Raw genomic sequence first — 12569 nt, forward strand, 5'->3', positions numbered from 1 at the left:
GAGTGACGGAGGAGACGCGCACGCGCTTTCTCCCGTGCGGCCGGTGACGGCCCGCGGTCAGTCCGTGGCGTCCTTGAGGACGGGGAAGCGGCGCGGGGCGACGAGCAGCAGGACGAGGAAGGCGAGGGCGGCGGCCCCCGCGGCGCCGAGGTAGACGGCGTGGACGGCGTCGGCGACCGCGTGCCGCAGATGTCCGGCCGGCGCGCCCGAGTCGAGGGCCCGGGTCACCGCGTCGAGGTCTCCGGCGCCGCCGAGCCGCGCGGCCAGCACGCCGTTGGCGACGGCGCCGAACAGGGCGGCGCCCAGGGTCTGTCCGGTCTGGCGGCAGAAGAGGACGGAGGCGGTGGTCGTGCCGCGTTCGGCCCAGCCGACGGTGGACTGGACGCCGATGAGCAGGGGGAGCTGGAAGAGCCCGAGCGCGCCGCCGAGCAGCAGCATCAGCAGCGCGGGCTGCCACGGCTCACCGGGATACGGGAGGAAGGGGAAGGCGAGCAGCAGCAGGGTGGCGGTGCCGATGCCGAGCATGGCGGTGTTGCGGAAGCCGATCCGGCGGTAGACGTGCTGGCTGAGCGCCGCGGACACCGGCCAGCTCAACGTCCATACGGAGAGCACGAATCCGGCGGCGACCGGGGCGAGTCCGAGGACGGCCTGCGCGTAGGTGGGCAGGAAGACCGTCGGCGCGACCATGAGCAGGCCGAGCGCGCCGAGGGCCAGGTTGACCGCGGCGATGGTCCGGCGGCGCCACACCCATCCGGGGATGATCGGTTCGGCGGCGCGCCGTTCGACGGCCACGACGACGCCGACCAGGGCGAGTCCGGTGCCGAACAGGGCGAGGGAGGGCGCCGACAGCCAGCTCCAGGCGACACCTCCCTGCACGAGGGCGGTCAGCAGGACGCCGCCGCAGGCGAACACGGCGAGGGCGCCCGCCCAGTCGACGCGGGGCCGGCGGGTGAGCGGGGCCCGCTGCGGTTCGTGCAGGTGGCGGACGATCAGCCACAGGGCGACGGCGCCGATCGGCAGGTTGATGAGGAAGATCCACCGCCAGTCGGCGTAGGCGGCGAGGACGCCGCCCAGGGCGGGGCCCGCGATCGCCGAGGTCGCCCACACCGTGGACAACTTGGCCTGGATCCTGGGGCGTTCCTTCAAGGGATACAGGTCGGCGGCGAGGGTCTGCACGGTGCCCTGGAGGGCGCCGCCGCCCAGTCCCTGCAGGACCCGGAAGGCGATGAGCGCCGCCATGTTCCAGGCGGTGGCGCAGAGCAGCGAGCCGAGGAGGAAGACGGCGGCGCCCGCGACGAGGACCGGTTTGCGGCCGAAGGTGTCGGACAGCTTGCCGTAGACGGGGAGCGTGACCGTGACGGCCAGCAGATAGCCCGAGAACAGCCAGGAGAAGACGGAGAACCCGCCGAGGTCGCCGACGATCTGCGGTACGGCCGTCGACACGATGGTGGAGTCGAGTGCGGCCAGCCCCATCGCCAGCATGAGCGCGGCGACGACGGCACGCCGGCGCCGGTCGCCCGCACGGTCCGTGACGGGCGGCTTCTCCCGTACGACCGGTATCCCGGTGTCCCCCTCGCCCACGGGATTCCTTCCCCCTCGTCCGTCTGCCGGGACCAGCTTGCCACTTGGGGATCGGGTCGGGGGAGGGCGTCCGCCGTGGGCCCGCGGGTGGACGCGACCCCGAGGAGTTGTCCACCGAAGGGTGGAGGTCCCCTAGGGGGACCTCCTTACTACGGGTCGGGGCGGGTTCGTCCCGGCGGAGGACGAGACGGGCCGGGGTGCTTCCTTAACCTGGCTTTACGTCGTCGGAGGGCGGGTTCGCCTCGTACGGACCACACCTTGGGGGGTGGGGTTTTCCCCAGCAGAAGACGGGGCCGTGCACCAGCGCGCCCGACCCTCCGCCGGCACCAGACTTACGGACGTAGGCAGCGCACCACACCGGGGCAGCGCGAACACCGCCGTCCTTCCCGACCGTTCGAGACCTTCGCAGCCCAGCAGCTCGCCCTGCTGGCCGACATAGGAGACATACCGTGACATCGGCTGTAACCATTCCCAGGCACGGGGGCACTGGAGGGCGTACGGCCGTCGCCGCGCGAGCGCGGCAGGTCGTCAAGGCGTACGGGTCGGGGGAGACCCGTGTCGTCGCGCTCGACCATGTCGACGTGGACATCGAGCGGGGCCGCTTCACCGCGATCATGGGTCCCTCGGGGTCCGGCAAGTCCACGCTGATGCACTGCCTCGCCGGCCTCGACACCGTCACCTCCGGCCAGATCCTCCTCGACGAGACCGAGATCACCGGCCTCAAGGACAAGAAGCTGACGCAGCTGCGCCGGGACCGCATCGGGTTCATCTTCCAGGCGTTCAACCTGCTGCCGACGCTGAACGCCCTGGAGAACATCACGCTCCCGATGGACATCGCGGGCCGCAAGCCCGACAAGGCGTGGCTCGCCCAGGTCGTCGAGACCGTCGGACTCGCGGACCGGCTCAAGCACCGGCCGAACCAGCTCTCCGGCGGCCAGCAGCAGCGCGTCGCGGTGGCCCGGGCGCTGGCCGCCCGCCCCGAGATCATCTTCGGTGACGAGCCCACCGGAAACCTCGACTCCCGGGCCGGCTCCGAGGTGCTGGGCTTCCTGCGCCGCTCGGTGGACGACCTGGGCCAGACCATCGTGATGGTCACGCACGACCCGGTGGCCGCCTCGTACGCGGACCGCGTGCTGTACCTCGCCGACGGCCGGATCGTCGACGAGATGCACCAGCCGACGGCCGACCAGGTCCTCGACCGCATGAAGGACTTCGACTCCCGCGGGCGGACGTCATGACCGTCCTTCGGACCTCGATGCGCAACTTCTTCGCGCACAAGGGACGCATGGCGCTGTCCGCCGTGGCCGTCCTGCTGTCGGTGGCCTTCGTCTGCGGCACGCTGGTGTTCACCGACACCATGAACACGACGTTCGACAAGCTCTTCGCGGTCACCTCCTCCGACGTGACCGTGCTGCCGAAGGCGGCGAAGAGCGACGACACCCCGCAGAACGGCAAGCCCGAGTCGGTGCCGGACTCCACGCTGGCGCAGGCCAGGCAGGCGGACGGCGTCAAGTCGGCCGAGGGCGCGGTCAGTTCGATGAACGTGACCGTCGTGAACGGCGACAACAAGAACATGGGCTCCACCACCGGCGCCCCGACCATCGCCGGCAACTGGACGCACAACGACCTGCGGTCCATGGAGATCACCTCCGGCCACGCCCCGCGCGGACCGACCGAGGTGATGGTCGACGCCGACACCGTCGACAAGCACCACCTGAAGATGGGCGACGAACTGCGCACCATCGCCGTCACCGGCGACTTCAAGGCCAGGATCGTCGGCATCGCCACCTTCAAGGTGACCAACCCCGGTGCTGCCGTCGTCTACTTCGACACCACGACCGCCCAGCGCGAACTCCTCGGCTCCACCGGCCGGTTCACACAGATCAACGTCACCGCCGCGTCGGGCGTCTCGGACGCGCGCCTCAAGCAGAACGTCTCCACCGCGCTCGACGGGTCCTACAAGATCCAGACGCAGAAGGAGAACGCCGACGAGAACCGCAAGGGCGTCGGCGAGTTCATGAACGTCATCAAGTACGCCATGCTCGGCTTCGCCGGGATCGCGTTCCTGGTCGGCATCTTCCTGATCATCAACACCTTCTCGATGCTGGTCGCCCAGCGCACCCGCGAGATCGGCCTGATGCGCGCCATCGGCTCCTCCCGCAAGCAGGTCAACCGCTCCGTACTGGTCGAGGCGCTGCTGCTCGGCTTCATCGGCTCCGTCCTCGGCGTCGCCGCGGGCGTCGGCCTCGCGGTCGGCCTGATGAAGCTCATGTCCTCCATGGGCATGGACCTCTCCACCCGTGACCTGACCGTCAAGACGGCCACCCCGGTCATCGGCATGATCCTCGGCGTCGTCGTCACCGTCCTCGCCGCCTACCTCCCGGCCCGGCGCGCCGGGAAGGTCTCCCCGATGGCCGCGCTGCGCGACGCCGGCACCCCGGCCGACGGCAGGGCCGGTCTCGTCCGCGGACTGATCGGCCTCGCGCTGACCGGCGGCGGAGCGTTCGCCCTGTACCTCGCCGCCACCGCGGACAAGGCGAGCGACGGTTCGCTCGTGCTCGGCGCGGGCGTCGTGCTCACCCTGATCGGCTTCGTGATCGTCGGCCCGCTGCTGGCCGGCGGCGTGGTCCGGGTGATCAGCGCCGTCCTGCTGCGGATGTTCGGCCCGGTCGGCCGGCTCGCCGAGCGCAACGCACTGCGCAACCCGCGCCGCACCGGCGCAACCGGCGCGGCCCTCATGATCGGCCTGGCCCTGGTCGCCTGCCTCTCGGTGGTCGGCTCGTCCATGGTGGCCTCGGCGACCGACGAACTCGACAAGTCCGTCGGCGCGGACTTCATCGTCCAGGGGCAGCAGCGGATCGTCCCGCAGGCCGAGAAGGCCATGCAGGACACCCCGGGCCTCGACCACGTCACCCGCTACAAGGACCTCGCGGCCAAGATGACCTCGCCCGACGGCAAGGTCGACGACTACGAGATCACCGCGGCGGACCCCTCGTACGCCCAGGACCTGCGGCGCAAGACGACCGCCGGTGACCTGTCGGCGGCGTACGGCACGAACGCCATGTCGGTCGGCTCGGACTACGCCAAGAAGCACCACGTCAAGGTCGGCGACACCCTGAGCGTCGCCTTCAAGGGCGGCTCCACGGCGAAGCTCAAGGTCGCGGCCATCACGGACGACGACGTCGCCATCGACCAGGGCGCCCGCTACACCAGCATCGAGACGATGAAGAAGTACGTGCCGGCGAACAGGATCCCGCCGAACGAGATCATGTTCGCCAAGGCCAAGGAGGGCCAGCAGAAGCAGGCCTACGCGGCGCTGAAGAAGGCCATGGAGCCGTACCCGCAGTACCAGGTGCGCGACCAGACCGACTACAAGCAGGAGCTCAAGGACCAGGTCGGCCAGCTGCTGAACATGGTCTACGGCCTGCTGGGCCTCGCGATCGTGGTGGCGATCCTCGGAGTGGTCAACACCCTGGCCTTGTCGGTCGTCGAGCGGACCCGCGAGATCGGCCTGATGCGCGCCATCGGTCTCTCCCGCCGCCAGCTGCGCCGCATGATCCGCCTGGAGTCGGTCGTCATCGCCCTCTTCGGCGCCCTCCTCGGACTGGGGCTCGGCATGAGCTGGGGCGCCACCGCCCAGAGGCTCCTCGCCCTGGAGGGGCTGAAGGTCCTGGACATCCCGTGGCCGACGATCATCGGGGTCTTCATCGGCTCGGCCTTCGTGGGCCTGTTCGCCGCCCTGATCCCGGCGTTCCGGGCGGGCCGGATGAACGTCCTGAACGCCATCGCCACCGAGTAGCCGGCGATCACGGCCTGAGACGGCCGCAGGAACCACCGCGCACGGGGGTCGCGGCGGACGGGCCCGGTCCGAGGAGCAGCACCACGCTCCTCGGACCGGGCCCTCGGCGCGTCCCGGGACCGCCCGGAGTGTCAGGGACCCAGCTCGCCGACAGGGCCGAGGACCCGACCGGCTGGGTCCTCGGCCCGACCCGACCCGACCGAGGAGGCCCCGGTCACCCCGCGAACGCCGGCCGAGAACGCCGGGACGGGCCCGCCCACACCGGGGGTCCGTCACGCTGGGTGACGGGCCCCACGGGGAACGGCCACGCGCGAGTCGGCGCGGAGTCGTAGGCTGGAGACCCCCGGCCCGTCCCACGTGTCGGGCGCCTCGCGTTGCCCACTCCCCGGGATGGAAGCCCTTCATGAGCCTGCACGGTCTGCTCGACGCCGTCGTCAAGGACGCCGCCCTCACGGAAGCGGTCAAGGCCGCCGGCGACGGCAACCGCATGCACGTCGACCTGGTCGGCCCGCCCGCCGCGCGCCCCTTCGCCATCGCCGCACTGGCCCGGGAGGCCGGCCGCACCGTCCTCGCCGTGACCGCGACGGGCCGCGAGGCCGAGGACCTGGCCGCCGCCCTGCGCTCCCTCCTCCCCCCGGAGGGCGTCGTCGACTACCCCTCGTGGGAGACGCTGCCGCACGAGCGGCTCTCGCCCCGGTCGGACACCGTCGGCCGCCGCCTCGCCGTGCTGCGCCGACTCGCCCACCCGCGCCCCGACGACCCGGAGACCGGCCCGGTGTCCGTCGTCGTCGCGCCCGTCCGCTCCGTGCTCCAGCCGCAGGTGCAGGGCCTCGGCGACCTGGAGCCCGTCATCCTGCGCACCGGCCACAGCGCCGACCTCGGTGAGACCGTCGAGGCGCTCGCGGCAGCCGCGTACTCCCGTGTCGAACTCGTCGAGAAGCGCGGCGAGTTCGCCGTCCGCGGCGGCATCCTGGACGTCTTCCCGCCCACCGAGGAACACCCCCTGCGGGTGGAGTTCTGGGGCGACGACATCGAGGAGATCCGCTACTTCAAGATCGCCGACCAGCGGTCCCTGGAAGTCGCCGAACACGGCCTGTGGGCGCCGCCCTGCCGCGAACTGCTGCTCACCGAGGACGTGCGGCGCAGGGCGGCGGAACTCGCCGAGGCCCACCCGGAGCTGGGCGAACTCCTCGGCAAGATCGCCGAGGGCATCGCCGTGGAGGGCATGGAGTCCCTCGCCCCCGTCCTCGTCGACGACATGGAACTGCTGCTCGACGTCCTGCCCAAGGGCTCGATGGCCGTCGTCTGCGACCCCGAGCGGGTACGCACCCGCGCCGCGGACCTCGTGGCCACCTCGCAGGAGTTCCTCCAGGCGTCCTGGGCGGCCACCGCCGGCGGCGGCGAGGCACCCATCGACGTCGGCGCCGCCTCCCTGTGGTCCATCGCGGACGTACGGGAGCGGGCGCGCGCGCTGGACATGATGTGGTGGTCGGTGTCGCCGTTCGCCGCCGACGGGGAACTCGCCGACTTCGCCCCGGGCGCGGCGGGGGACACCCTCAAGCTGGGCATGCACGCCCCCGAGACCTACCGCGGCGACACCGCCCGCGCGCTCGCCGACACCAAGGGCTGGCTGGCCGAGGGCTGGCGCGCCGTCTACGTCACCGAGGCGCAGGGACCGGCCGCCCGCACCGCCGAGGTCCTCGGCGGCGAGGGCATCGCCGCCCGCCTGGACATCGATCTCACCGAGATCGGCCCCTCCGTCGTGCACGTGGCGTGCGGCTCCATCGACTACGGGTTCGTCGACCCGGCGCTCCGGCTCGCCGTCCTGACGGAGACCGACCTCTCCGGCCAGAAGGCGGCCGGCAAGGACGGCGCCCGGATGCCGGCCCGCCGCCGCAAGACGATCGACCCGCTGACCCTGGAGGCCGGCGACTACATCGTCCACGAGCAGCACGGTGTCGGCCGCTACATCGAGATGGTCCAGCGCACCGTCCAGAGCGCCACCCGCGAGTACCTGGTCGTGGAGTACGCCCCCGCCAAGCGCGGCCAGCCCGGCGACCGCCTCTACATCCCCACCGACCAGCTGGAGCAGATCACCAAGTACGTCGGCGGCGAGGCCCCGACCCTGCACCGCCTCGGCGGCGCCGACTGGACCAAGACCAAGGCGCGCGCCAAGAAGGCCGTCAAGGAGATCGCCGCCGACCTGATCAAGCTGTACTCGGCGCGGATGGCCGCCCCCGGGCACGCGTTCGGCACCGACACCCCCTGGCAGCGCGAGCTGGAGGACGCCTTCCCGTACGTGGAGACGCCCGACCAGCTCACCACGATCGCCGAGGTCAAGGACGACATGGAGAAGACGGTCCCGATGGACCGCCTGATCTGCGGAGACGTCGGCTACGGCAAGACGGAGATCGCGGTCCGCGCCGCGTTCAAGGCGGTCCAGGACGGCAAGCAGGTGGCGGTCCTGGTGCCCACCACCCTGCTGGTGCAGCAGCACTTCGGCACCTTCTCCGAGCGCTACTCGCAGTTCCCGGTCAACGTCCGCGCGCTGTCCCGCTTCCAGAGCGACACCGAGGCGAAGGCGACCCTGGAAGGGCTGCGCGACGGCTCGGTGGACGTCGTCATCGGTACCCACCGCCTGTTCTCCTCGGAGACCAAGTTCAAGGACCTGGGCCTGGTCATCGTCGACGAGGAGCAGCGCTTCGGCGTCGAGCACAAGGAGCAGCTGAAGAAGCTCCGCGCGAACGTCGACGTCCTGACGATGTCCGCGACCCCGATCCCGCGCACCCTGGAGATGGCGGTCACCGGCATCCGCGAGATGTCGACGATCACCACCCCGCCGGAGGAGCGGCACCCGGTGCTGACCTTCGTCGGCCCGTACGAGGAGAAGCAGATCGGCGCGGCGGTCCGCCGCGAACTGCTGCGCGAGGGACAGGTCTTCTACATCCACAACCGCGTCGAGTCCATCGACCGCGCGGCGGCCCGGCTGCGCGAGATCGTGCCGGAGGCGCGGATCGCGACGGCCCACGGTCAGATGTCGGAACAGGCCCTGGAGCAGGTGGTCGTCGACTTCTGGGAGAAGAAGTTCGACGTGCTCGTCTCCACGACGATCGTCGAGTCGGGCATCGACATCTCGAACGCGAACACGCTGATCGTGGAGCGCGGCGACAACTTCGGTCTCTCGCAGCTGCACCAGCTGCGCGGCCGCGTCGGCCGTGGCCGCGAGCGCGGCTACGCCTACTTCCTTTACCCGCCGGAGAAGCCGCTGACGGAGACGGCGCACGAGCGGCTCGCGACGATCGCCCAGCACACCGAGATGGGCGCGGGCATGTACGTGGCGATGAAGGACCTGGAGATCCGCGGCGCGGGCAACCTGCTCGGCGGCGAGCAGTCCGGACACATCGCCGGCGTGGGCTTCGACCTCTACGTCCGCATGGTCGGCGAGGCCGTCGCGGACTACCGCGCCGAGCTGGACGGCGGGGTGCAGGAGGAGCCGCCGCTGGAGGTCAAGATCGAGCTGCCGGTCGACGCGCACGTCCCGCACGACTACGCGCCGGGCGAGCGGCTGCGCCTCCAGGCGTACCGGTCCATCGCCTCCGCGAACACCGAGGAGGACGTCAAGGCCGTACGCGAGGAACTCGTCGACCGCTACGGCAAGTTGCCCGAGCCGGTCGAGAACCTGCTCCTCGTCGCGGGGCTGCGGATGCTGGCGCGCGGTTGCGAGGTCGGCGAGATCGTCCTCCAGGGCAACAACATCCGGTTCGCGCCGGTGGAGTTGAGGGAGTCCCAGGAGCTGCGTCTCCAGCGGCTCTACCCGGGGACGGTCATCAAGCCGGCCGCCCACCAGCTCCTGGTCCCCCGCCCGAAGACGGCGAAGGTGGGCGGGAAGCCGTTGGTCGGCCGCGAACTCCTCGGCTGGACCGGCGAGTTCCTCGCCACGATCCTCGGGTCGTAGCCCGGCCCGGCGGCGGGAGCGCGCGGCCGGTCGTCTCCGACGGCCGGGCTCCCGCCGCCGGAAGGCGTGACTCCGTGCGGACCCGCGGTACTCCGTCAGGATCCGCGGTACTCCATCAGGGCCCGCGGTACTCCGTCAGGATCCGCGCGTGCGCGGTTCAGGGCTGCCGGGGGCGGAACAGCATGCCGGTCAGGGCGTGGAACACCTCGTCGGGGTCCTGGTCGCCCACCGGGCCGTCCAGGTTGTGGCTGAGCAGGAGCGTGGCGAAGCCGTGGGCGAGTGACCAGGCCGCGACGCCGGCGAGCCGGGCGTCGTCCCCCCGGCCCTCGGCGGGGACCGCGGAGACGGCGGCGCGCAGCCGCTCGCCCGCGAGGGTCCTGGCCGCCGTCAGCTCCAGGTCGTTCCCGCGCAGCAGCTCCGGGGAGAACATGACCTGGAAGTGGGCGGGATGCTCGCGCGCGAAGCGGACGTAGCGCACACCCGCGTCCCGCAGGTCGTCGGCCGCGTCGAGCGCCGCCGCCAGCAGCGCGTAGCCCTCCGCCGCGATCGCCGTGAGCAGCCCGGTGCGGTCCTTGAAGTGGTGCGCCGGGGCGGCGTGCGAGACGCCCGCGCGGCGGGCCAGGTCGCGCAGACTCAGCGCGGCGGGCCCCTCGGTGGCGATGACGTCGAGCGCGGCGCCGAGGATGGCGCGCCGCAGGTCCCCGTGGTGATACGGGCGCGCGGATTCGCTGGGCGGGGCGGGATTCATGGGCAGCAGCGTACGCGGAATCTAGTCATTGACAAGTTGCCGCGGGTTCGGGCAATCTTGTCAGTGTCAAGTTGTGGAGTGCGTCGTCACGTGACAAGGGGTGCGGTCATGTCGGGGAGCGTCAGCGGGATCAGCGGGACGGATCGGTCCGAGGGGAGTGCCGGGGGCGGCGGGGTGACCGCGGTGGAGGGGGTGGCCGGCGGAGGCGGGGTCGAGCTGGGCCAGGTGCGCCGGCTGTGGCATCTGCTGGAGCCCCTGCATGCCGTGCTGTACTACGCGCCGGAGAGCTTCGAGGAGGCGGCCGCGCTCGGGTTCGGGACCGAGGAGCGCTGGCCCAGCTACTTCCCCTACCGCGCGGCCCCGTTGGGCCCCGTCGGTCCGGAGCGGGTGGCCTCCGCCTTCTACAGCTTCAGCCCCCGCATGGTCGACGAACACGTCAGGTCGGCCTGGCGGACGGCGAGTCCGCAGGAGGTGCTCGCCGCGCGGGAGCGATCCGTCGACCGGGCCTACCGGGCGCTGCTGGGTGACGGAATCGCCGGGCCCGGAATGGTCGAGGCGGCGGCTCTCGCCCGGCGCGCGGCCGAGGCGGCGAACACGGCGGGACGCCCGCTCGCCGCGGCCAACGCCGCGCTGGACTGGCCCGAGCCGCCGCACCTCCAGCTGTGGCACGCGGCGACGATCCTGCGCGAACACCGGGGCGACGGCCACCTCGCGGCCCTGCTCGTCGCCGGTCTCGATCCCGTCGAGTCCCTCGTCTCGTTCGCGGCGATAGGCGCGGCCTCCGTGGAGCGCTTCGAGAGTCGCGGCTGGAGCTCGCGGGAATGGGCGGCCGGTCGGGAGCGGCTCGCCGCCCGCGGTCTGGTGGACGCGAGAGGTGTCGCGACGGACACAGGCCGTGCGCTGCGCCGCCGGGTCGAGGAGCGGACCGACCAACTGGCCACCGGGCCCTGGCAGTCGCTCGGTCCGGACGACGTCGGCCGACTCGCCGATCTGCTGGGCGAGTTCTGGGTGGCCGTCATCGGCTCGGGGCTGCTGCCCTCGGAGACGACGCTCGGCATCGGGAAGGTGTGAGACGTGCGGGCCGCCCCGGGTCCGAGCCGCGCCCGAGGACCCTACGACGCCGGCCCCACCCGGTGGGACACCGTGGTGGGGCGGGACGTACAGGGAGCACCAAGTGGGCCAGGGCCACCGGTCCGTTCACACCGGCCGTGGGATCGCTGACCTCTCGGGGTTGTCCGAGGCACCGTCACCTCGGTGCGCGGGGACCACGGGGGTCGGTCGGTGCCCGATCGGGCACCGCTCCGGATATGGCTGTCCGGGCCGGTCAAGACCAGTCAAGGCCGGTCGCGGTCACGGTCCATACCCATCGCGCCTTCGGCCCTGCCCTGCGCGTCGTCGACCTTGTCCGTGTACTTGTCGCCGGTCTTCTTGTTGACCTGCTTCTCCGCGGCGTCGGACATGTCCTTCGCCTTGTCCTGCGCCGCGCGGTTGCTCTTGAACCTGTCGAAGATGCCCATCCAGAGCTCCTTCCCGGGGTGACTCACCACCGACGATACGCCGGGCGTGCGCCAATTGCCCGTTGGGTCGGGTATGACCCGGGAGTACGCCCCGATAGGTTGGGCAGAGGGGAAGCACGCCCGGGCCGGGCGGACCCGGGGAGGCGAAGGGGAGGGCGTTTGTCGTGCGTATGAGGGGTGGGGCCGCTGCTGCCGCGGCGGTACTGATCGTGCTCGGTGCCGGGGTCAGCGGCTGCAAGGACGACGCCATAGGTTCCGCGGGACCCGAGGAGACGGCGGGCGGTGGCGGCGGCGGTGGTGGCGGGGCCGCGCTCTCCGCGGTGGACTCGCTGACCGTCAAGGGGCGCGCTCCCAAGACCGGTTACAGCAGGGAGCGGTTCGGCACGGCCTGGGCCGACACCGACGCGAACCACTGCGACACCCGCGACGACATCCTCAAGCGGGACCTCGAGGACGTGAAGTTCAGTGACGGCACGTGCAAGGTGTCGCACGGAGTCCTCGAACCGGACCCCTACGGCGGCAAGGACGTCACCTTCACCCGCGGGCGCAGCCTGGTCGACATCGACCACCTCGTCGCCCTCTCGGACGCCTGGCAGAAGGGCGCCAAGTACTGGGACGCGAGCAAGCGGATAGCGCTGGCCAACGACCCGCTCAACCTCGCCGCCGTCGGCGCCAGCGCCAACCGCAGCAAGGGCGACGGCGACACGGCGACCTGGCTCCCGCCCAACAAGAAGTACCGCTGCACGTACGTCGCGGGGCAGGTGGCCGTGAAGAAGAAGTACGGGCTGTGGGTCACCGGCTCCGAGAAGGCCGCGATGAAGAAGGTCCTGTCCGGCTGCCCCGGCCAGAAGCTCCCCTCGGGCGGCAACCCGACCGACGCCCCGAAGCGGTTCACCGCGAACTAGCGATCGCGCCCGGCCCCGCGCCCGGAACGTGCCCGGCACCGCGCCCGGTTGCGGGCCGGGCGCC

The 12569-nt window shown here is 71.8% G+C and carries 8 protein-coding genes; 5 read left to right on the plus strand and 3 right to left on the minus strand.

Going from position 1 to position 12569, the window contains the following annotated elements; genetic code table 11:
* Positions 1-57 precede the first annotated feature (57 nt).
* Positions 58-1560 carry an MFS transporter gene (locus AB0C62_RS17660; protein WP_362974145.1) on the minus strand — a complete coding sequence of 501 codons (1503 nt, stop codon included), beginning with the start codon at positions 1558-1560 and terminating at the stop codon, positions 58-60.
* A 470-nt stretch (positions 1561-2030) separates the two neighbouring features.
* Between AB0C62_RS17660 and AB0C62_RS17665 the strand changes: the two genes are divergently transcribed.
* From AB0C62_RS17665 to mfd, 3 genes are all read left to right on the plus strand, one after another.
* On the plus strand, positions 2031-2819 hold the full coding sequence (locus AB0C62_RS17665) for an ABC transporter ATP-binding protein (RefSeq protein ID WP_362974050.1): 789 nt from the start codon (positions 2031-2033) through the stop codon (positions 2817-2819).
* On the plus strand, positions 2816-5380 hold the full coding sequence (locus AB0C62_RS17670) for an FtsX-like permease family protein (protein WP_362974052.1): 2565 nt from the start codon (positions 2816-2818) through the stop codon (positions 5378-5380). The genes AB0C62_RS17665 and AB0C62_RS17670 overlap by 4 nt, the downstream gene beginning before the upstream one ends.
* Before the next feature lie 403 nt (positions 5381-5783).
* Positions 5784-9335 (plus strand): transcription-repair coupling factor, encoded by a 3552-nt coding sequence (gene mfd, locus AB0C62_RS17675; RefSeq protein WP_362974054.1) that lies wholly within the window; start codon positions 5784-5786, stop codon positions 9333-9335.
* A gap of 157 nt (positions 9336-9492) precedes the next feature.
* Here mfd and AB0C62_RS17680 read toward each other — a convergent pair whose 3' ends face one another.
* The gene (locus tag AB0C62_RS17680; RefSeq protein WP_362974056.1) at positions 9493-10083 is read right to left on the minus strand and encodes a TetR/AcrR family transcriptional regulator; all 591 of its coding nucleotides are present in this window, start codon (positions 10081-10083) and stop codon (positions 9493-9495) included.
* A 108-nt stretch (positions 10084-10191) separates the two neighbouring features.
* Here AB0C62_RS17680 and AB0C62_RS17685 point away from each other — a divergent pair, with 108 nt between their 5' ends.
* Positions 10192-11154 (plus strand): hypothetical protein, encoded by a 963-nt coding sequence (locus tag AB0C62_RS17685; RefSeq protein ID WP_362974058.1) that lies wholly within the window; start codon positions 10192-10194, stop codon positions 11152-11154.
* A 263-nt stretch (positions 11155-11417) separates the two neighbouring features.
* Here the strand turns inward: AB0C62_RS17685 and AB0C62_RS17690 are convergent, their stop codons facing one another.
* Positions 11418-11600 carry an Rv0909 family putative TA system antitoxin gene (locus AB0C62_RS17690; protein WP_081217712.1) on the minus strand — a complete coding sequence of 61 codons (183 nt, stop codon included), beginning with the start codon at positions 11598-11600 and terminating at the stop codon, positions 11418-11420.
* A 170-nt stretch (positions 11601-11770) separates the two neighbouring features.
* Between AB0C62_RS17690 and AB0C62_RS17695 the strand changes: the two genes are divergently transcribed.
* Positions 11771-12505, plus strand: coding sequence for an HNH endonuclease family protein (locus tag AB0C62_RS17695; RefSeq protein WP_362974147.1), 735 nt, complete (start codon positions 11771-11773; stop codon positions 12503-12505).
* Positions 12506-12569 lie beyond the last annotated feature (64 nt).

It is taken from the genome of Streptomyces sp. NPDC048643 (assembly GCF_040650615.1).
Taxonomy (GTDB): Bacteria; Actinomycetota; Actinomycetes; order Streptomycetales; family Streptomycetaceae; genus Streptomyces.

Coding starts and splice junctions, on each gene's coding strand:
- AB0C62_RS17670 (WP_362974052.1), top strand. CDS start 2,816: ATGACCGTCCTTCGGACCTCGATGCGCAACTTCTTCGCGCACAAGGGA.
- mfd (WP_362974054.1), top strand. CDS start 5,784: ATGAGCCTGCACGGTCTGCTCGACGCCGTCGTCAAGGACGCCGCCCTC.
- AB0C62_RS17680 (WP_362974056.1), bottom strand. CDS start 10,083: ATGAATCCCGCCCCGCCCAGCGAATCCGCGCGCCCGTATCACCACGGG.
- AB0C62_RS17685 (WP_362974058.1), top strand. CDS start 10,192: ATGTCGGGGAGCGTCAGCGGGATCAGCGGGACGGATCGGTCCGAGGGG.
- AB0C62_RS17690 (WP_081217712.1), bottom strand. CDS start 11,600: ATGGGCATCTTCGACAGGTTCAAGAGCAACCGCGCGGCGCAGGACAAG.
- AB0C62_RS17695 (WP_362974147.1), top strand. CDS start 11,771: ATGAGGGGTGGGGCCGCTGCTGCCGCGGCGGTACTGATCGTGCTCGGT.